Below are 19,214 nucleotides of genomic sequence, written 5' to 3'. Positions count from 1 at the left end.
GATTGCAGGCCGGGGCGCAATAGGCGCGAACGCCGCAAGAACTTTCCTCCCCATGGGGGGAGGGAAGCTAGGCCGCCGCGACGTCGGCCCGGCCGGCCAGCGCCTTGCGGAGCGCCTGGCGCAGGTCGTCGGCCTTCATCGGCTTCTCCAGCACCCCGCACATGCCTGCAGCCATGTAGGCGTTGGCGTCGTCGGGGTCGACGTTGGCGGTCAGGGCCACGATCGGAGCCTCGCCGGCCTTGCCGGGAAGCTTGCGGATCTCGTGGGTCGCCGCGAGCCCGTCGAGGCGCGGCATGCGGATGTCCATCAGGATCAGGTCGAACCGCCCGCGCCGGGCGGCCTCGACCGCCGCGAACCCGTCCTCGGCGGCTTCCGACGTGCAGCCCAGCATCTCGCAGAGCGCCTGGGCCACGACCCGGTTGGTGGCGTTGTCGTCGACGACCAGCACATGCGCCGGCCGGGCTTCGGGCGCCGGCGCCGGGGCAGCCGAGGCGTCGGCCGCGGCCGGCAGCAGGATCTCGAACCAGGCCGTGCCGGCGTCGCCGGCGTTGCTCTCGTGGGTGACGACGCCCGACAGCCCCGCCACGATCCGGCGCGCCAGCATGGCGCCCAGGGCCACTTCCAGCCCCAGCTTGTCGGCGACGTCGCGCACCCGGTCTTCCTCTGGCTGGGCGTCGCGGCCCGTGGCGCCGCCGCGCACCCGGCCTTGCAGCTTTACCCCGCCGGTGGCCGGAGCAGCGCGCAGGGTGACCTCGACCGCGCCGCGCGCGGCGCTGGCCACCGCCTCGCCGAGCAGCCCGTCGAACACCTGGATCAACCGGCTGCGGTCGCCCAGGACCTGCGCCTCCGGCGCACCGTCATAGGAGGTGTGCAGGGTCACGCCCGCCGCGTTCGCCCGCGGCCGCCAGCGGGCGGCGACGTCGTCCAGCAGCTCGCGCAGGCGCAGGGGCGCGGGCTGCAGCGTCAGGCCCTGGGTGGCCACGCCGCGCAGGTCCAGGGCGCGTTCCAGGGTGCGGGTGACGCCGGCGGCGGCATCGGCGATGCCGGCCACACAGCCTTTCGCGTCATCGGGGAGCGGCAGGCGGGAAAGCTGGTCGGCCAGCGCCTGGACGCCGTCCATCTGCTGCCGGATCTCCGCGCTCACGCGGTCGAAGAAGAACTGGGGCAGGGACATGGGATGGGGGCCGGGGGATGCCGTCTAGGGACCGCACCATGGCGCCCAAGATTTGAGCACTCGTTAAACGGGAGCCGATCGGCCAATCTCTGGCCATGGTCGCGCCTGTCGAGATCCGTCCCGCCCGGCCCGAGGAACGCGAGCTGCTCGGCGGCCTGAAGCTCCGCGCGTCCCTGGCCTACGGCGACCTCACGGAGGAGCTGACCGCCCTGCCCGAAGCGAGGGAGGTGCCCCTCGACCACATGGCCCACGCCTTCGTGGCCGAGGCCGACGGGCAGGTGCTGGGCTTCGGCACGGTGCTGCGCACCGCCGACGGGGGCGCAGAGCTGGAGGACGTGTTCGTGGCGCCGGAGGCCTGGCGCAGGGGCGTCGGCGCCCAGCTCATCGCCGAGGCGGCGCGGCGGGCGGCGGCGTTGGGCGCGCCGGTGCTGGGGGTGGTCGCTAACGAGCGGGCGCGGGCTTTCTACGAGGCCTGCGGCTTCCGGCAGGTGGGCGTGGTGGAGACCCTGTTCGAGCCGGCGCCCCGCATGGAAAAGCCGCTCGCATAAAAAGAGGGGCGGACCCGGGGGTCCGCCGCCATGGCCGCGAGGGAGGAAACGCGCCGTATTCCTAGAAACGGTACTGCAGCTCCACGCCGTAGGTGCGGGGCTGGATGAGGCCGCGGGTGATCGAGGTCCCCGTCTGCCGCAGGTAGTTGGTCCCGTTGACGCTCAGGCCGGGGTTCCTCGGACCGCGAGCCGCGGAAGGTCAACTGAAGGCTGATAACTTACGCGGCTCGGGTCGCGGATTCCTGCCTGTGTGGCAAAACGGGCGCACTTTCGAGCGCGTTGTTCAAAATCGAACCCCGTTCGCCTTGCGCAATCAAGTCACAGGTGGCGTAACAGGCAAATGAACGGTAACATTTGATCGCCGTTACTTGACTTTACTTCGCGGCAGCCGCGGGCTTCCGGTTTGCCGGCCGAGCGCGCATATGGGGCCGATGACCGAGGATACGGGCGCGCTCGTGCTGTTTTCCGGTGGCCAGGACTCCAGCGTCTGCCTGGCCTGGGCGCTCGACCGCTATGCGCGCGTCGAGACGGTGGGCTTCGACTATGGGCAGCGTCACGCGGTGGAGCTGCAGGCGCGCGAGACGGTGCGCGCAAAGATGGCGGAGGCCTTGCCCGAGTGGGCGCCGCGCCTGGGTCCCGACCACATGCTGGAGCTGCACGGTTTCGGCGCCATCGGCGAGACCGCCATGACGGGGGAGCGCGCCTTCGAGATCACCTCCAAGGGCCTGCCGTCGACCTATGTCCCTGGCCGCAACCTGGTGTTCCTCACCTACGCCGCCGCGCTCGCCGACCGGCGGGGGCTCACCGTCCTGGTGGGCGGCATGTGCGAGACGGACTTCTCCGGCTACCCCGACTGCCGACGCGAGAGCCTCGACGCCATGGAGCGCGCGCTGAACCTCGGCATGGCGCAGGACTTTCGGATCGAGACGCCGCTGATGTGGCTGACCAAGGCCGAGACCTGGGCGCTGGCCAAGGGGCTCGGCGGCGAGCCGCTGGTGGACCTGATCCTGGAGGAGAGCCACACCTGCTACCGCGGCGAGCGCGAGGCGCGCCACGCCTGGGGCTACGGCTGCGGGACCTGCCCGGCCTGCGAGCTGCGCGCCCGCGGCTGGGAAGGCTTCGTCGCCGAGGAGCGGCCGGTGATGAGGCCGTCCGCGGTCAAGGCATGAGCTACGCGGTCAAGGAGATCTTCCTCACCCTGCAGGGGGAGGGCGGCCAGGCCGGCCGTCCGGCGGTGTTCTGCCGCTTTTCCGGCTGCAACCTGTGGAGCGGCCGCGAGGAGGACCGGGCGAAGTCGGTCTGCACCTTCTGCGACACCGACTTCGTGGGCATGGACGGAGAGGGCGGCGGCCGCTTCGCCGACGCCCACGCCCTGGCTGCCGCCGTCGAGGCGGCATGGCAGGGCGGGCCGCAGAACCGCCTCGTGGTGCTGACCGGCGGCGAGCCGCTGCTGCAGGTGGACGAGGCCCTGGTCGACGCCCTGCACGCGCGCGGCTTCTCCATCGCGCTGGAGACCAACGGCACCCTGCCCGCGCCGGCCGGCATCGACTGGGTCTGCGTCAGCCCCAAGGCCGACGCCGCGGTGGTGCAGACGGCGGGGCAGGAACTGAAGCTGGTCTATCCGCAGCCCGGCGTGGACCCTGCGAGGTTCGAGGGCTGGGACTTCGAGCGCTTCCTGCTGCAGCCCATGGACGGCCCCGACCGGGAGGCCAACACCCGCGCGGCCATCGCCTACTGCCTGGCTCACCCCCGGTGGCGCCTCAGCGTGCAGACGCACAAATACCTGGGCATCGCCTGAGGGTTTCGTCTAAACACCCGCCTCCCAGATGACCCAACCCGTCTTCGAGATCACCAAGGCCGCGACCTTCGATGCGGCCCATTACTTCGCCGAGGGGCCGCAGCACCGGCCCTATACGAACCTGCACGGCCATTCGTTCAAGGTGGAGGCGACGGTGCGCGGGGCGACCGAGGAGCCGGTAGGCTGGGTGGCGGACCTCGCCGACCTGGAGGCGGCCCTGAAGGGCGTGGCCGGCCAGCTCGACCACGGCCTGCTCAACGAGAAGCCGGGCCTGGAGCGGCCCACCCTCGAGCACATCTGCCTCTATTTCGCCGAGCGGCTGAAGCCGCAGTTTCCGGGCCTGTGCCGGATCGTGGTCTCCCGCCCGACCATCGGCGAGAGCTGCGCCTACGCGCTCTAGCTAGCGCTTCTTTTTCTCGTCCTTGTCGCCGCCGCCGGGGATCACGGCGCCGACCACCATGCCCGTGCCCTTGGCCGCCGTCTTCACGGCCGCGCCGGTGACGCCCACCGCGGTGCCGACCACCGCGCCGGTGACCATGGCGGTCACGCAGCCGGAGAGGCTGAGGCCCAGCGTCAGGGCGAGGGCCGCGCGGGCGATGATCTTGGAGGTCATAGCGAATTCCCCGACGTGTCGGCGCTGACCATGCCAGATGGCGGCGCCCTTCGCCTTGCGGCCTAGCGCCGCTCGGGTGACCCGGGGATGAACGCGCCGCCGCCCGTCTGGGCCCGGTGGCGGAGGTAGGCGTCGGCCAGGACGCAGGCGACCATGGCTTCCACCACCGGCACGGCGCGGATGCCGACGCAGGGGTCGTGGCGGCCCTTGGTCCTGAGCTCGATCTCCTCGCCGGCCTCGTTCAGGCTGCGCCGCGGCGTCAGGATCGACGAGGTCGGCTTGAACGCGACCCGCGCCGTGACGGGCTGGCCGGTGGAGATGCCCCCCAGCACCCCGCCGGCGCTGTTGGACAGGAACCCAGGCCCGTCGTTGCCGGCCCGCATCTCGTCGGCGTTCTCCTCGCCGCTCAATGCAGCCGAGGCGAACCCGGCGCCGATCTCCACCCCCTTGGCGGCGTTGATCGACATCAGCGCCCCGGCGAGTTCCGCGTCGAGCTTGCCGTACACCGGCGCGCCCCAGCCGGCCGGCACGCCGCTCGCCTCCACCGCCACGATGGCGCCCGTCGAGGATCCGGCCTTGCGGACCGTCTCCAGGTGCTCTTCCCACACCGGGACCATCTCAGGGTCGGGACACCAGAACTGATTGTCGGTGGCGGCGAAGTCGATCCGCGCCGGGTCCACCGCATGCGGCCCGATCTGCACCACCGCCCCGCGGATCGTCACGCCGTCCAGGATCTTCCGCGCGATGGCCCCGGCCGCCACGCGCGCGGCGGTCTCCCGCGCCGACTGCCGTCCCCCGCCGCGGTAGTCCCTTACCCCGTACTTGGCGAAGTAGGCGTAGTCGGCGTGGCCCGGGCGGAAGCTGGTGGCGATTTCGGAGTAGTCGCGGCTGCGCTGGTCGGTGTTCTCGATGATCATCGAGATCGGCGTGCCGGTGGTCACCTGGCCATCGGTGCGGTCGTCCTCGAACACGCCGGAGAGGATCTTCACCGCGTCCGCCTCCTGGCGCTGAGTGACGAACTTCCCCTGGCCCGGGCGCCTGCGGTCCAGCCACGGCTGGATGTCGGCCTCGGTCAGCGCGATCCCCGGCGGGCACCCGTCGACCACGCAGCCCAGCGCCGGCCCGTGGCTTTCGCCCCAGGTGGTCACGCGGAACAGGTGGCCGAAGGTGTTGTGGCTCATGGCGGTGGTTCTGTAGCCCGATCCGACCTGAGCCGCCAAATCCCTGAGTTCGTTATGGCCGGGCTCGTCCCGGCCATCCAGAAGCGCCGACCTCAGCCGTGTCCCGGCAGCGCCAGGTGCGTCTGGATCCCCGGCGCATGGCCGGGGATGACGAGCATTTGTATCAGGTCCGCTTGTTGGTCTCCGCGATCAGGAAGATCGAGACCAGCGACACGAAGCAGAGGACCGCCATGTAGCCGGAGATGGCCATGGCGGTGTGGTACCGCGTGAGCAGGGCCGCGGCGATCATCGGCGCGAAGCCGCCGCCGAGGATGGCGCCGAGCTGGTAGCCCAGCGAGGCCCCGGAGTAGCGCACCTCGATGGAGAACAGCTCCGCGAACAGCGCGGCCTGCGGGCCGTACATCATGTTCATGAGCGTCAGGCCGACGGCGATGGCCAGCAGCATCGGCAGGAAGGCGCCGGTGTTGATCAGCATGAAGAACGGGAAGGCCCAGACGCCGGACAGCAGCGCGCCCAGCATGAACACGCCGCGCCGCCCGAACCGGTCGCTGAACGCGCCCGTCAGCAGCAGGGTCGGCGCCGAGATCATGCTGCCCAGCAGCACCGCCCACAGGATGGTCGAGCGCGAGACGCTCAGCTCCTTGGTCGCGTAGGCCACCACATAGGTGATGATGATGTAGAAGCAGCCGTTCGACGCCACGAACGAGCCCGCCGCCAGCAGGATCTCCTTCGGGTGCTTGGCGATGACCTTCAGGAGCGGCGAGCGCTCGCGCACCTTCGCCTGCTTCGAGATGACGCTTTCCTCGGCGATCTCGAGGGCCTTGAACTCCGGCGAGTCCTCGAGCACCAGCTGCACATACAGACCCAGGCCCACGAGGAGCAGGCTGAGCACGAAGGGCACGCGCCAGCCCCAGCTCTGGAACGCCTCGGGCGCGAGGTTGGCGCTCATCACCAGGAAGATCAGGTTGGCCAGCACCACGCCCACCGGGACGCCTACCTGGGCGAAGCTGCCGTAGAAGCCCTTGCGTCCGGCCGGCGCGCTCTCGATGGCGAGCAGGGCGGCCCCGCCCCACTGGCCGCCGATCGCCAGGCCTTGCGCGAAGCGGAACAGGATCAGCAGCAGCGGCGCCGCGACGCCGATCGTCGCGTAGGAGGGCAGCAGGCCGATCAGCGTCGTAGCCGCCCCCATGATCAGCAGCGCCACCACGAGGGCCCGCTTGCGGCCCAACTTGTCGCCGAAGTGGCCGAACACCACCCCGCCCAGCGGCCGGGCGATGAAGCCCACCGCGAAGGTGGAGAAGGCGGCCACCTGGGCCACCGCCGGCGGCATGTCCGCCGGGAAGAACAGGGTTGGGAACACCAGCGCCGCGGCGGTCCCGTAGATGAAGAAGTCGTACCACTCGATGGACGTGGCGGCGGCCGAGGTCAGGGCGACCTTGACGATGGAATTCTCGCCCAGCTTGGGCGCGGCGGCGGCTGTGGCCGTCATACTGATCTTCCTCCCCCGACGCGTTCGCTCGCGTCTGTCGCCGGGACATTGCCATGCGATCGCGCACCGCGCGATGTCCCCGGTGAAATCAGGCCGCCCAGGCGGCGGCGAAGCGGCGGAGCAGCCGGCCGGCGGCGGAATGGGCCTCGCCCTTCTGCGGGGCGAGCCGCAGGAACAGGTGGCCCTGGGCGTGCGCGCCGCGAGCCGGCAGGCCCTGGCCCACCAGGCGCACCAAGCCACGCTCGGCGGCCTTGCGGGTGATCCAGACGATCCGCCGACCCAGCGGCGTCTCCAGGGTTACGCGGCCGCCCTCGGCCAGGGTCCGGGGCGCCACGGGCACCGTGATCCAGAGGTCGTCGCCGCGCACCAGCATGTCGCCCTCGGCCCGGACGACGACGGAGAGCTCGGCCTCGCCGGCCCGAACCGTGTCGCCGCTGCGAAGGCCCGCGGGAAGTGTGATGCGGATTTGGCGGCCGCCGGCCAGGCGGTGCTCCACGCCGCCGCCGGCCAGCGCCAGCTGCGGTGTGATCTCCAGCACCTGCGATGTGGGCTCCGGCCGCGGCGCCGGCGGCTGCGCGATGCGCTCGCGCGTGCTCCGCGGCGGCGCCTGCAGGCGCTGGTAGGCGTCGGTGACCGCCCGGAACCGCTCCGGCGAGCCGCCCGGCCGGTCTGGGTGCGCGTGCTTGGCGGCCTCCCGGAAGGCGCGCCGGATTTCCGCCGCCGAGGCGAGCGGCCCCACGCCCAGCAGGTCGCGCGCGGCCTTGGCGGAGAGGGAGGCGGAGCGATCGGCCATGGCGGCGATCATGAGCCGCAACATGGTCAAGGCGGGGTTAAGCCTCGCGAGGCGCCGCGCCGGCGCGCTATATGCCGGCACGATGACCGACAAGACCCTCATCCCGCCGTCGCCGAGTGAGGACGACTACGTCCGGCAGGTGACGAGCGCCGAGCCCCCGGAACTGCTCTCCGAGGACGATCCCTTCGCCCTGTTCGCCGAATGGCTGAAGGAGGCGCTGGAGAAGGAGCCCAACGACGGCAACGCCATGGCCCTGGCCACGGTCGACGAGGACGGTTTGCCGGACGTGCGCATGGTCCTGCTGAAGGACGTCGATGCCGACGGCTTCGTCTTCTACACCAATCTGGAGAGCGCCAAGGGCCGCCAGCTCGCCGCCAATCCCAAGGCCGCCTTGCTGTTCCACTGGAAGTCGCTGCGCCGCCAGGTGCGGGTGCGTGGGACCGTCGAGCCGGTCACGGCCGAAGAGGCGGACGCCTATTTCGCCACGCGCGCCCGACCCGCCCAGCTCGGCGCCTGGGCCTCGGACCAGTCGCGCCCGCTCACCGACCGCCTGGCCCTGGAGAAGAAGATCGCCGAAGTGGGCCTCCGCTTCGGCCTCGGAAAGGTCCCGCGTCCGCCGCACTGGTCCGGCTTCCGCATCCGCCCGCAGACGTTCGAGTTCTGGCGCAACCGGGCGTTCCGCCTGCACGAGCGGCTGGTGTTCGAGCCCGCGCAGGGCGGCTGGACCACCCGCAGGCTGTTTCCTTGACCGAGACGGAAGCGCAGGTCGCCCGCTGGTTCGAAGGCCGCGCCGAGCAGGTGGTCGAGACCGCCTGTGCGCGGGTCTACCTCGCCGGCGATACCGCCTGGAAGGTCAAGCGCGACGTCGACCTCGGCTACGTGGACTTCTCGACGCCGGGGAAGCGTCGCTGGGCGCTGGAGCGGGAGCTGGCCTTCAACAAGCCGGCGGCGCCCGACATCTACCGCGCCCTGCATCGCTTCACCCGTACCGAGGGCGGGCTGGAGCTGGACGGCCAGGGCGAGGTGGTCGAGTACGCCCTGGAAATGCGCCGCTTCTCCCAGGACGCCGTCCTGGCGGCACATCCCGAGCGCATCGACGGCGAGCTCGCCGAACTCCTCGGGCGCACCGTCGCCGGGTTCCATGCCGGCGCCGAGCTGCGGCCGGCGGGAGGGCTCACTGCGCTAGCGTGGACCGTCGGCTCCAACGCCAGCCTGCTGCGGGAACTGAAGCCGCGCCTGGGCGACCAGCGCGTCGAGACCCTGGTGGCCCTCACCGAGGCCGAGCTGGAGCGCCAGTCGCCGCTGCTGGCGCACCGGGCCACCGCCGGCTTCGCCCGCCGCTGCCACGGCGACCTGCACCTGGGCAACATCCTGGTGGAGGACGGCCGGCCGATCCTCTTCGACTGCATCGAGTTCAACGACCTGCTGTCGGACCTGGACGTCCAGTACGACATCGCCTTCCTGCTGATGGACCTGGACTTCCGCGGACGCCGCGACGCGGGCGTGCGCGTGCTCTCCGCCTGGCTGGACGAGGTCGCGCGCAGCCTGCCGCAGGAGATCTGGGCCGGGCTCGCGGCCCTGCCGCTGATGCTCTCGGCGCGCGCCGCGGTGCGGGCGCACGTCGCCGCCCACGCCGGCGACGATGAGCTCTCGAAGGCGTACGTGGACGCCGGCATCGCCCACCTCTCGCCCGCGCCGCCCCGGCTGCTGGCGGTGGGCGGTCTGTCGGGCTCCGGCAAGTCGACGTTCGCCCGGGCCGTGGCGCCCAGCCTCGGGGCCTCTCCCGGCGCGGTGGTCCTGCGCACCGACGAGATCCGCAAGCGGCTGCTGAACGTCGCCTCCACCCAGCCCATGGGCCGCGAGGTCTACACGCCGGAGTTCTACGTCCAGACCTACGACACCCTGTTCGACACCGCCCGCGCCCTGCTGCAGGCCGGCCGCGCGGTGGTGCTGGACGCCACCTTCATGGATGCCCCGCTTCGCGCCCGGGCGGAGCAGCTGGCCGGGGACTGCGCCGTCCCCTTCGACGCGGTCTGGCTGGAGGCGCCGGCCGCCGTGCTGGAGGCCCGCGTCGCCGCCCGCACCAACGACGCCTCCGACGCCACCCTGCCGGTGGTGCAGGACCAACTGCGCAGGTTCGACGCCTCCGGCCTCGCCTGGCCGCGCGTGGATGCGACCGATGTCGAGGCCTCCGCCCGCGCCTGGGCCAAGGCGAGCGGGTGATCATTGTTCAGGTACGGCGTTGCGTACCGCCTGATCAGAAACTAGCGTAAGGGAAAGCCCGAAGAACCAAGGGCTTCGGTTGGGGAGGAGTTCGTTTGATGCTCGGGCAGATGCAGGATTGGCCGCTGACGGTCGACAAGATCCTGGACCACGCCAAGGAATGGCACGGCGGCCGTGAGGTCGTCAGCCGCTCGGTGGAAGGCCCGATCGTCCGCACCACCTATGGAGAGATCCATGAGCGGGCGAAGCGCCTCTCCAACGCCCTGAAGGGTCTGGGCGTGCAGAAGGGCGACCGGGTCGCCACGCTGGCCTGGAACACCGGCCGCCACATCGAGGCCTGGTACGGCATCATGGGCATCGGCGCGGTCTGCCACACGCTGAACCCGCGGCTGTTCGCCGACCAGCTCTGCTACATCGTCAACCACGCCGAGGATAAGGTCCTCTTCACCGACCTGACCTTCGTGCCGATCCTGAAGCAGCACCGCGAGAAGCTGCCGAGCGTGAAGCACTGGGTCATCATGACCGACCGCGAGGGCATGAAGGGCGTCGATTTCGAAGGGGCCCTCTGCTTCGAGGACCTGGTCGAGCAGAACTCGGCCGACGTGACCTGGGGCGGCTTCGACGAGCAGACGCCGTCGGGCCTCTGCTACACCTCAGGGACCACGGGCAACCCGAAGGGCGTGCTCTACACGCACCGCTCCAACTTCCTGCACACCCTGGTGACGCTGGGCAGCGACGTCATGGGCCTCTCGGCCCGCGACGTGGTGCTGCCGGTGGTGCCGATGTTCCACGCCAACGCCTGGGGCATCGCCTTCTCCGCGCCGGCCGTGGGCTCGAAGCTCGTGATGCCGGGCGCCAAGCTCGACGGGGCCTCGATCCACGAGCTGCTGGAGAGCGAGGGCGTGACCTTCTCGGCCGCCGTGCCGACCGTCTGGCAGATGCTGCTGGCCCACCTGCGCGAGACCAACGGCAAGCTCACGACCCTGAAGCGCGTGGTCATCGGCGGCTCGGCCGTGCCGGAAGCCATCGTCCGCGGCTTCCGTGACGAATTCGGCGTCGACGTCACCCACGCCTGGGGCATGACCGAGATGAGCCCGCTGGGCACGCTCTCCAACCCGAATGCGGCGATCGCCGCGCTCAGCGACGAGGAGCAGCTGAAGTTCAAGCTGAAGCAGGGCCGCGCCCCGGTCGGCGTCGAGATGAAGCTCGTCAACGATGCGGGCGAGCGCCTGCCGCACGACGGGACCACCTTCGGCCGCCTTCTGGTGAAGGGACCCTTCATCGTCGGCAAGTACTTCAAGGGCGACGGCGGCGAGATCCTGGACGAGGAAGGCTTCTTCGACACGGGCGACGTCGCCACCATCGACCAGCACGGCTACATGCAGATCACCGACCGCGCCAAGGACGTCATCAAGTCCGGCGGCGAGTGGATCTCCACCATCGAGATCGAAAACCTGGCTGTCGGCCACGAGAAGGCCGCGCTCTGCGCCGTCATCGGCGCCGCCCACCCCAAGTGGGACGAGCGGCCCGTGCTGCTGGTCAAGCTGAAGGAAGGCGTCGAGGCCACCAAGGAGGAGTTCCTGAACTTCCTCGAGGGCAAGATCGCCAAGTGGTGGACCCCCGACGATGTCGTCTTCGTGGACGACATCCCGCTGGGCGCCACCGGCAAGATCGACAAGAAGCTCATCCGCGACCGGATGAAGGACTACGTCCTTCCGACGGCCAAGGAGAAGGTCTCGGCCTAGGCCAGGCGGTAGGTGGTCTCCGGCCCCGGCTCGCCGTCGGCGGCGAGCTGGCCCTTGCGGACCAGGTGGATCATGGCGGCCAGCATGGACCGCGAGGCGGCGGGCCACAGCTTGCTGTCCACGTCGGCGTAGAGTCTCGGCACCAGCTCGCGGATCTTCGCCGGACCGGACTGCAACGCCCCCAGGATCTGGTCCACCCGCTCCTGGCGGTGGGCGATGTAGGCGTCGATGAACGGGCCGACCTCGCGGATCGGCGGGCCATGCGTCGGCCACAGCGTGGAGAACCCCCGCGCCTTGATCCGCTCCAGGCTCTCGAGGTAGTCGGTCATGTCGCCGTCCGGCGGCGTGATCACCGTCGTCGACCACCCCATGATGTGGTCGCCGGAGAACAGGCAGTTCTCCTCCCTCAGCGCGTAGCAGATGTGGTTGGACGTGTGCCCCGGCGTGGCGATCGCCTCCAGGGTCCAGCCGGGTCCCGATATCTCGGCCCCGCCGCCGCAGACGCTGATGTCCGGCTGGAAGGCCAGGTCGTGGCCGGCCTCCATCTTCACCCCGCCGTCGTCCTCGTCGTGGCCCGCCACCGCACAGCCCCAGATCGGGGCGCCGGTTTTCGCTTTCAGCGGCGCTGCCAGCGGCGAGTGGTCCGAGTGATGGTGGGTGATGACGATCTGGGCGATCTTCTCGCCGGCCGTGGCGGCCAGGATCGCCTCCAGGTGCGCAGGGTCGTCGGGACCCGGGTCGATCACCGCCACCTCGCCGCGGCCGACGATGTAGGTGCCGGTGCCGACGAAGGTGAACGGGCCCGGATTGTTGGCGATCACCCGCCGGATCAGCGGCGAGACCTGGTCGCAGCGGCCGTATTCGAACGCGATCTGCCGGACGTAGGGGATCATCCGCCCAGGACGCCGGAGAGGTCGTAGCCGGCCCCGCGGCCAAGGTCGATCAGCTCGTCGCGGCTGCGCGCGCCGGTCTGCGCCTGGGCGAGCGACCAGGTCACAATGGACCGCGTGCCGGAGCGGCAGAAGGCCAGGATCGGCTTGTCGGCGTCGGCCATCAGCCGGGCGGTGGCGTCGACCTGCTCGGGCGTGGGCCCGCCCCGCACCGGCAGGTGCACGTAGGCTAGCCCCGCGGCGGTCGCCGCCGCCTCGATCTCGTGGCCCGATGGCTGGGACGGGTCCTCGCCGTCCGGGCGGTTGTTGATGATGGTCTTGAAGCCCTGCCGGGCCGCCTCGTCCACGTCGTCGACGCTGATCTGCGGGGCCACCGACAGGTCTTCGGTCACGCGCCTGAAGTCGCTCATGGTTCTGGTTTCCGCCGTTCGTCGCCCGTTCGTTGACATCATCGGGGGTGGGTGGAAGTTTCGCAACGCCGCCGCCTTACAAAAGGCCCAAGCCAGAGGCTCCTTTCCCGCATGTTCCGTTTCATCGGCCGCCGCCTCCTCGTGGCGATACCGACGCTGTTCCTGGTGATCACCGCGGCCTTCTTCATGATGCGCGCGGCCCCCGGCGGTCCGTTCGACATGGACCGCAAGCTGTCCCCGGAGATCCTCAAGAACGTCGAGGCCAAGTACGGCCTCGATAAGCCTCTGGCCGTGCAGTACGTCGACTACCTGGCCGACGTGGTCCGCGGCGACCTCGGCCCTTCGCTGAAGTACCGTGACAAGTCGGTGCTGCAGATCCTGAAGGAGAACTACAAGCCCTCCCTGATCATCGGCCTGTCGGCCATCACCATCGCCGCGCTGATGGGGGTGGGCCTGGGCGTGCTGGCGGCGCTGCGCCAGAACCGGAGCGTCGACTACGGCGTCATGACCGTGGCGATCCTGGGCGTCTGCATCCCCACCTTCGTCACCGCCCCCCTGCTGGTGCTGGGTATCGCCTCGAAGCTGGGGTGGCTGCCCACCGCCGGCTGGAACGACGGGGCGCTGCCGAACCTCGTGCTGCCGGTGATCGTGCTGGCCCTGCCGCAGATCGCCATCATCTCCAGGCTCACCCGCGCCGGCATGATCGAGGTGCTGCACTCCAACTACATCCGCACCGCCCGCGCCAAGGGCCTCCCCGAAAGCCGCATCGTCGGCAAGCATGCGCTGCGCGCCGCGCTCCTGCCGCTGGTGAGCTACCTGGGCCCCGCCTGCGCCGGCCTGATCACCGGCTCGCTGGTGGTGGAGCGGATCTTCAACCTGCCGGGGCTGGGCAAGTTCTTCGTCACCAGCGCGCTCCAGCGCGACTACACCGTGGTCATGGGCATGGTGATCTTCTACGCCGGCCTGATCCTGTTCCTGAACCTGGTCGCCGACCTGCTCTACGCAGCCCTCGACCCGCGCGTGAGGCTGGCGTGAGCGCATCGATCCTGGTTCCCGGCTCCCGCAAGGGCGCCGACAGCATGCAGGCCGCCGCCGTCAAGGGCCGCAGCCTGTGGGACGACGCGCGCCGGCGCCTGCTGCGCAACAAGATGGCCGTCACCGGCATGGTGGTGCTGGCGATCCTCGTGGTGCTGGCGGTCGTGGGGCCCTACCTCGCCCCCTACGCCTACGACGCAGTGAACAAGAACGACGTCTGGATGGGCCCGGGCCAGAACGGCCACCTGCTCGGCACCGACAGCCTCGGCCGCGACCAGCTGGCCCGCCTGCTGATGGGGCTGCGCGTCTCGCTGGCCATCGGCCTCGTCGCCACCGTCGTCTCGCTCATCATCGGGGTGGCCTGGGGCGCCGTCGCGGGCTTCGTCGGCGGCCGGGTGGACGAGGCGATGATGCGCTTCGTCGACGTGCTCTACTCGCTGCCCTTCATCTTCTTCGTGATCCTGCTGATGGTCACCTTCGGGTCGAACATCATCCTGATCTTCGTGGCCATCGGCGCCGTCGAGTGGCTGACCATGAGCCGCATCGTCCGCGGCCAGACGCTGACCCTGAAGCACAAGGAGTTCGTCGAGGCCGCCCGCGCCATGGGCCTGGGCCGCGGCGCGATCATCGCGCGCCACATCGTGCCCAACCTGCTGGGGCCCGTGGTGGTCTACGTCACGCTCACCATCCCCGCCGTGATCCTGGCCGAGAGCTTCCTGTCGTTCCTGGGCCTCGGCGTGCAGCCGCCGATGGCCTCGCTGGGCACCCTGATCGCCAATGGCGCCCAGGACATGGAGCTGGCCCCCTGGCTGCTGGTGTTCCCCTCCCTGGTGATGGTGGTCACCCTGATGAGCTTCAACTTCATCGGCGACGGCCTGCGCGACGCCATCGATCCCAAGGACCGCTAGGCCCCGATGCTCCTGCGCACCCTCCTGATCCTGGCGCTCGCCGCCTTCGTCTGCGCCTGTCAGGGCAAGGTCAGCCGCCCCGCCTGCCCCGAGGGCAAGGTCTGCGTCCACCTGGGCAATGTGAACGATCCGGTGTCCCTGGACCCCCACAAGTCCACCGGCACCTGGGAGCACCGCCTGCTGCTCGACAACCTCATCGGGCTGACCCAGGACGACGCCGAGGGCAAGCCGATCCCCGGCGTCGCCGAGCGCTGGGAGACCAGCCCCGACGGCCTCACCTGGACCTGGTATCTGCGCGAGGCCTACTGGTCCGACGGCGTCCCGGTCACGGCGGACGACTTCGTCTTCTCCTTCCGCCGCATCCTGCTGCCCGACACCGCCTCGCCCTACGCCTCCCTGCTCTACTTCCTGAAGGGCGCCCAGGCGGTCAGCGAGGGCAAGGCGCCGAAGGAGAGCCTCGGCGTCCGCGCGCTCGGCCCCCGCGTCCTGGAGGTGAAGCTCGAGCACCCCGCGCCCTACTTCCCCGAACTCGCCAAGCACCAGACCATGTACCCGGTGCCCAAGCACATGGTGGAGAAGCACGGCGAGGCCTGGGCCGCGCCCGAGCGCTACGTCTCCAACGGCCCCTTCCGGGTGGTCTCCTGGAAGCTCGGCGACCACGTCAAGCTGGTGAAGAACCCGCGCTTCTGGGACGCCGCCAAGGTCTGTGTCGACGAGGTCTACTACTACCCCACCAACGACACGATCAGCGCCGAGCGGCAGGTGAAGCGCGGCGAGCTGGACCTCAACGCCGACATCCAGTCCAACCGCATCTCGTTCCTGCGCCAGGACATGCCGGGCTACGTCCAGACCCACACCTACCTCGGCGTCGCCTACCTGGCCTTCAACAACACCGTCCCGGCGTTCCGCGACCGCCGCGTGCGCCAGGCGCTCTCCATGGCCATCGACCGCGACTTCATCGCCAACAAGCTGCTGCGCGGGGGCCAGAAGCCGGCCTTCACCTTCGTGCCGCCGGGCGTGGCGGGGTACAGCGGAGCGAAGGCGCCGGAATGGGCGAGCTGGCCGTTCGAGAAGCGCCAGGCGGAGGCCCGGCGCCTGCTCGCGCAGGCCGGCTACGGGCCGGACAAGCCGCTGAAGATCGAGATCAAGCACCGCAACTCGGCCGACCCCATGCTGGTGATGCCGGCCATCCAGGCCGACTGGAAGCAGATCGGCGTCGACGCCCGCCTGCTGCAGAACGAGGGCCAGATCGCCTACGCCGCCTACCGCGCCCGCGACTTCCAGGTGGCCGACGCCGCCTGGGTCGCCGACTACAACGACGCCATGAGCTTCCTCTACCTGATGCAGTCGGCCACGGGGGAGCAGAACTACGGCGACTACAAGAACCCCCGCTACGACGAGCTCCTGAAGCAGGCCGACAACGAGCCCGACGCCGCGACCCGCGCCCGCTACCTGGCCGAGGCCGAGCGCATCGTCCTGGAGGACGCCGCCGTCGCGCCCACCTACTTCTATGTGAACAAGAACCTGGTGAGCCCGAAGATCAGCGGCTGGAAGGCCAACCTCGTGGACTACCACCCCACCCGCTACCTCTGTCTGAAGGGCCACCCGAAGGCGGCCCTGGCGGCGGCCGGCTAGCTACCCTGGTAGGGAATGCGCTGCATGCGGTCGAGGGCCTTGCGCTCCTCGTCCTGCCGGCGCTGGTACTCGGCCTTGTCGAGGCAGACCCGCTCCTTGAAGCGGGTGCCGACCTTGGCCTTGGTGACGCAAACCATCTCGTCGGACTTCTTGTGCGGCCCGGCCTTGGCGTCCTTGGCCGCAGGCGCGCCGGCGGCCGGTTCGGCTCCAGCCACCGCCAGAGCGAGCGCCAGCCCCAGCAGCATCAGCACCCGCCCGTCTGCTGGCAGTTGCCCGGGATGCGCTGCATCCGGTCGAGCGCCTGGCGCTCTTCCAGCTGGCGGCGCTCGTACTCGGCCTTGGTGTAGCAGATCCGCTCCTTGAAGCGGGTGCCCATCTTCGTCTTGGTCTGGCAGATCTTCTTCTCGGAATCCGCCTTGGCGGCCGCTTCGGCCGGTTTCTCGGCGGCGGTGGCTTCCGGCGTGGCGGCGGCGAGGGCGAGGACGGCGAAGAGAACGAGCATCGAAGGAACTCCGTCAGTTCGCCGGAGGGGTCGAAATCAAGTGCCTTTCGGGCACATCCCCGGCGCCAGGTGGTCACGGCGAAGGTACGACCACCGCCGCCGGGCGCAAGCCCGTTCGTCGAACTGCGTCAGCGTGAGGCTGGACCGCCGAGTTGACCAATTTGAGGCGCCCACGCTCAATGAACCCCGTTTTCGGGGGACAGAGTCGGTGCAGACCATCGAGAAGGGGCCGCTGGTCAGCCGGGCCGTCGACGCGCTGCGGCGCGGCGAAGCCAAGGCCTCGCGCCGGCTGTTCGAGGAGATCGTGGCCGCCGGCCACGCCGACGGCGCCGTCTGGCTCGGCCTGGCGTTGGCCTGCCGCGCCGAAGGCGACCACGGCCGCAAGCTCGAGGCCGTGGACCAGGCCCTGGCGATCAACCCCCGCGACCTGCGGGCGCTTTCACTGAAGGCGGACCACTTCGCCGACGCCGGCGACCTGCGCGCCGCCGCCGCCTTCTACGGCGCCCTGGTGAACGCCGCTCCGCCGGCCGACCAGCTGACGCCGGACCTCGCCCGCGAAGTGGCCCGCGCCCAGCAGATGACCCAGCGCTACGCCGGCGCCATCGAGGCCCACATCCGCGATCGCCTGGCCGCAGCGGGCTTCGCGGAGGGCTCCAGCCCCCGCTTCGCCCAGTCGCTGGAGATCGCGCTCGGGCGGAGGGCGGTGTTCCACCAGGCTCCCCGGCACTACTTCTTCCCCGAGCTGCCGCACGTGCAGTTCTTCGACCGCGCGACCTTCCCCTGGCTGGAGGCGCTGGAGGCGCATACGCCTGCCATCCGCGAGGAGGTCGCGGCGCTGATGTCGGCCGACGGCGCCTTCAGCCCCTATGTGGAGCGCGCTGCCGACCGGCCGCTGGAACGCACCGGGGGCATGCTCGAGAACCCGGACTGGAGCGCCCACTACCTCTGGAAGAACGGCGAGCTCGTGCCGGAGAACGCCGAGCGCTCGCCGCGGACGGTGCAGGCGCTGGAGGAGGTCCCCCTGCCGCGGATCCCCGGCCGCTCGCCCATGGCCATCTTCTCGCTGCTGCAGCCGCGCACCCGCATCCCGCCGCACAACGGCTTCATCAACACCCGACTGATCTGCCACCTGCCGCTGGTCGTGCCGCCGGGGTGCGGCTTCAGGGTCGGAAACGAGGTCCGCCAATGGCAGGAGGGCCGCGCCTGGCTGTTCGACGACACCATCGAGCACGAGGCGTGGAACGACAGCGACCGTCCCCGCGCGATCCTCCTGTTCGAGGTCTGGCGGCCCGAGCTCTCCGAGGAGGAGCGGGCCCTGGTCTCCACCATGGTCCAGGCCATCGACGCCCTCGGCCGCGGGGCCGACTGGGGGGCGTGATTTCCTTTCCCGCGAAGCGGGAGAGGGGGACCATCCGCCGAAGAGCGGATGGTGGAGAGGGAGGGCTATCGCACTGCCGGCGGCCCGCCCTTCCTACCACTCGCTCTTCAGCCCGCTGGCGCGGGCTTCGGCGAGCGGTCCCCCCTTCCCAGTTCCTGGGAAGGGAAGCTACTTCGCCCGCTCGACCTTGATGGCCTTGTAGTTGTCGATGCTCATGAAGTAGGCGCCCAGCATCCCCTTCTTCACCTCGGCCTTGGAGCCTGACCTCACCCGCATGTAGCCCACGGTGTTCTCGGTCTGGCGCCAGACCGAGCCGTCGGCCATGACGATGGTCCAGCGGCCGCCCGCCTCGTTGGCGCTCTTCACCTGGTAGGTGGCTTGGGACAGCTCCTCCTCCGGCTCGGCGCTCCCGCCGCCGCCCAGCCGGCCCAGGATGTTCAGCGACGGCAGGTTGAACCCGAAGGCCTCGCGGCGCGCCTGGCGGACCTGCTCCTTGTCCACCACCACCACCTCGCCCTTGGTCCGGGCTTCGGCCAGCCGGCCGGCCGCGGCGTCGTAGCAGGCGAGCCGGCGGGCGTCCTCCGAGATGGCGCGACAGGCGTCGAGCGCCTGGATAAGGGCCGACTGCGGCGCGGCGGTCTGGGCCTGGGCGGCTCCGGCCATCCCCATGAAGAGTGCGGCGGCGAGGGCGGCGCGGTAGGGCGTCATCGGTTGTGGTCTCCAAGGGGCGCGCCCGCCGTCTCGTCTGCGGGCGGCCGTAAAGAAAGAATGAAGGTTTCCAGGCCCCAACCGGGAAGAATTTGTGCTGCCGAAAGCCGCACCTGCGGAATCTGTGACCAGAATGCGACAGGTTGGCGCCCGCAAGGTTGCCGTCCGGCGATCTTGGTTGACC

At 70.4% G+C, this 19,214-nt stretch carries 21 protein-coding genes; 11 read left to right on the top strand and 10 right to left on the bottom strand.

Going from position 1 to position 19,214, the window contains the following annotated elements; translation table 11 throughout:
- Positions 1–67: 67 nt before the first annotated feature.
- Positions 68–1,174, bottom strand: a complete 1,107-nt coding sequence (locus tag VIL76_RS04550; protein WP_332043808.1) for a response regulator — start codon at positions 1,172–1,174, stop codon at positions 68–70.
- Between the two features lie 95 nt (positions 1,175–1,269).
- On the opposite strand from VIL76_RS04550, the gene VIL76_RS04545 reads away from it, so the two are divergent.
- From VIL76_RS04545 to VIL76_RS04530, 4 genes are all read left to right on the top strand, one after another.
- Positions 1,270–1,722 (top strand): GNAT family N-acetyltransferase, encoded by a 453-nt coding sequence (locus VIL76_RS04545; protein ID WP_332043807.1) that lies wholly within the window; start codon positions 1,270–1,272, stop codon positions 1,720–1,722.
- Positions 1,723–2,144: 422 nt separating this feature from the next.
- Complete coding sequence (queC, locus tag VIL76_RS04540; protein WP_414695410.1) at positions 2,145–2,891, top strand: 7-cyano-7-deazaguanine synthase QueC; 747 nt, start codon at positions 2,145–2,147, stop codon at positions 2,889–2,891.
- Positions 2,888–3,520: a 7-carboxy-7-deazaguanine synthase gene (queE, locus tag VIL76_RS04535; RefSeq protein ID WP_332043805.1), complete on the top strand. Its 633-nt coding sequence runs from the start codon at positions 2,888–2,890 to the stop codon at positions 3,518–3,520. Before queC ends, queE begins: the two co-directional genes overlap by 4 nt.
- 28 nt (positions 3,521–3,548) lie before the next feature.
- Positions 3,549–3,920: a 6-carboxytetrahydropterin synthase gene (locus tag VIL76_RS04530; protein ID WP_332043804.1), complete on the top strand. Its 372-nt coding sequence runs from the start codon at positions 3,549–3,551 to the stop codon at positions 3,918–3,920.
- Here VIL76_RS04530 and VIL76_RS04525 read toward each other — a convergent pair whose 3' ends face one another.
- The 4 genes from VIL76_RS04525 to VIL76_RS04510 form a co-directional block, all read right to left on the bottom strand.
- Positions 3,921–4,133, bottom strand: a complete 213-nt coding sequence (locus VIL76_RS04525; protein ID WP_332043803.1) for a hypothetical protein — start codon at positions 4,131–4,133, stop codon at positions 3,921–3,923.
- 62 nt (positions 4,134–4,195) lie between these two features.
- Positions 4,196–5,314, bottom strand: coding sequence for a chorismate synthase (aroC, locus tag VIL76_RS04520; RefSeq protein WP_332043802.1), 1,119 nt, complete (start codon positions 5,312–5,314; stop codon positions 4,196–4,198).
- 163 nt (positions 5,315–5,477) lie between these two features.
- Complete coding sequence (locus tag VIL76_RS04515; protein WP_332043801.1) at positions 5,478–6,803, bottom strand: MFS transporter; 1,326 nt, start codon at positions 6,801–6,803, stop codon at positions 5,478–5,480.
- Positions 6,804–6,891: 88 nt separating this feature from the next.
- The gene (locus VIL76_RS04510; protein ID WP_332043800.1) at positions 6,892–7,596 is read right to left on the bottom strand and encodes a DnaJ domain-containing protein; all 705 of its coding nucleotides are present in this window, start codon (positions 7,594–7,596) and stop codon (positions 6,892–6,894) included.
- An 82-nt stretch (positions 7,597–7,678) separates the two neighbouring features.
- Here VIL76_RS04510 and pdxH point away from each other — a divergent pair, with 82 nt between their 5' ends.
- From pdxH to VIL76_RS04495, 3 genes are all read left to right on the top strand, one after another.
- A complete protein-coding gene (pdxH, locus tag VIL76_RS04505; RefSeq protein ID WP_332043837.1) occupies positions 7,679–8,344 on the top strand; it encodes a pyridoxamine 5'-phosphate oxidase in 666 nt (221 codons plus the stop codon).
- Entirely contained in the window at positions 8,341–9,819 is a 1,479-nt protein-coding gene (locus tag VIL76_RS04500) for an AAA family ATPase (RefSeq protein ID WP_332043799.1), read from the top strand. Before pdxH ends, VIL76_RS04500 begins: the two co-directional genes overlap by 4 nt.
- A 98-nt stretch (positions 9,820–9,917) precedes the next feature.
- Positions 9,918–11,564, top strand: coding sequence for a long-chain-fatty-acid--CoA ligase (locus VIL76_RS04495; RefSeq protein ID WP_332043798.1), 1,647 nt, complete (start codon positions 9,918–9,920; stop codon positions 11,562–11,564).
- Here VIL76_RS04495 and VIL76_RS04490 read toward each other — a convergent pair.
- Positions 11,561–12,457 carry an MBL fold metallo-hydrolase gene (locus VIL76_RS04490; protein WP_332043797.1) on the bottom strand — a complete coding sequence of 299 codons (897 nt, stop codon included), beginning with the start codon at positions 12,455–12,457 and terminating at the stop codon, positions 11,561–11,563. The genes VIL76_RS04495 and VIL76_RS04490 overlap by 4 nt on opposite strands.
- A complete protein-coding gene (locus tag VIL76_RS04485; protein WP_332043796.1) occupies positions 12,454–12,864 on the bottom strand; it encodes a TIGR01244 family sulfur transferase in 411 nt (136 codons plus the stop codon). Before VIL76_RS04485 ends, VIL76_RS04490 begins: the two co-directional genes overlap by 4 nt.
- Before the next feature lie 111 nt (positions 12,865–12,975).
- Between VIL76_RS04485 and oppB the strand changes: the two genes are divergently transcribed.
- From oppB to VIL76_RS04470, 3 genes are read left to right on the top strand one after another with little or no spacing between them, the layout of a single operon-like run.
- The gene (gene oppB / locus VIL76_RS04480; RefSeq protein ID WP_332043795.1) at positions 12,976–13,899 is read left to right on the top strand and encodes an oligopeptide ABC transporter permease OppB; all 924 of its coding nucleotides are present in this window, start codon (positions 12,976–12,978) and stop codon (positions 13,897–13,899) included.
- Positions 13,896–14,807 (top strand): ABC transporter permease, encoded by a 912-nt coding sequence (locus VIL76_RS04475; protein ID WP_332043794.1) that lies wholly within the window; start codon positions 13,896–13,898, stop codon positions 14,805–14,807. Before oppB ends, VIL76_RS04475 begins: the two co-directional genes overlap by 4 nt.
- A 6-nt stretch (positions 14,808–14,813) precedes the next feature.
- Positions 14,814–16,442, top strand: a complete 1,629-nt coding sequence (locus VIL76_RS04470; RefSeq protein WP_332043793.1) for a peptide ABC transporter substrate-binding protein — start codon at positions 14,814–14,816, stop codon at positions 16,440–16,442.
- Here the strand turns inward: VIL76_RS04470 and VIL76_RS04465 are convergent.
- Together VIL76_RS04465 and VIL76_RS04460 are read right to left on the bottom strand one after the other, a co-directional pair.
- A complete protein-coding gene (locus tag VIL76_RS04465; protein WP_332043792.1) occupies positions 16,439–16,693 on the bottom strand; it encodes a hypothetical protein in 255 nt (84 codons plus the stop codon). The two genes, VIL76_RS04470 and VIL76_RS04465, sit on opposite strands and share 4 nt — an antisense overlap.
- Positions 16,687–16,944, bottom strand: coding sequence for a hypothetical protein (locus VIL76_RS04460; protein WP_332043791.1), 258 nt, complete (start codon positions 16,942–16,944; stop codon positions 16,687–16,689). The genes VIL76_RS04465 and VIL76_RS04460 overlap by 7 nt, the downstream gene beginning before the upstream one ends.
- A gap of 208 nt (positions 16,945–17,152) precedes the next feature.
- On the opposite strand from VIL76_RS04460, the gene VIL76_RS04455 reads away from it, so the two are divergent.
- Positions 17,153–18,322 (top strand): aspartyl/asparaginyl beta-hydroxylase domain-containing protein, encoded by a 1,170-nt coding sequence (locus VIL76_RS04455; RefSeq protein ID WP_332043790.1) that lies wholly within the window; start codon positions 17,153–17,155, stop codon positions 18,320–18,322.
- 168 nt (positions 18,323–18,490) lie between these two features.
- On the opposite strand, the gene VIL76_RS04450 is transcribed toward VIL76_RS04455, so the two are convergent.
- A complete protein-coding gene (locus VIL76_RS04450; RefSeq protein WP_332043789.1) occupies positions 18,491–19,030 on the bottom strand; it encodes a hypothetical protein in 540 nt (179 codons plus the stop codon).
- Between the last annotated feature and the right edge of the window lie 184 nt (positions 19,031–19,214).

The organism is Phenylobacterium sp. (genome assembly GCF_036563285.1).
GTDB lineage: Bacteria > Pseudomonadota > Alphaproteobacteria > Caulobacterales > Caulobacteraceae > Phenylobacterium.
The sequence above is the reverse complement of the archived record's forward strand: the minus strand, read 5'-3'. Positions and strand labels throughout refer to the sequence as shown.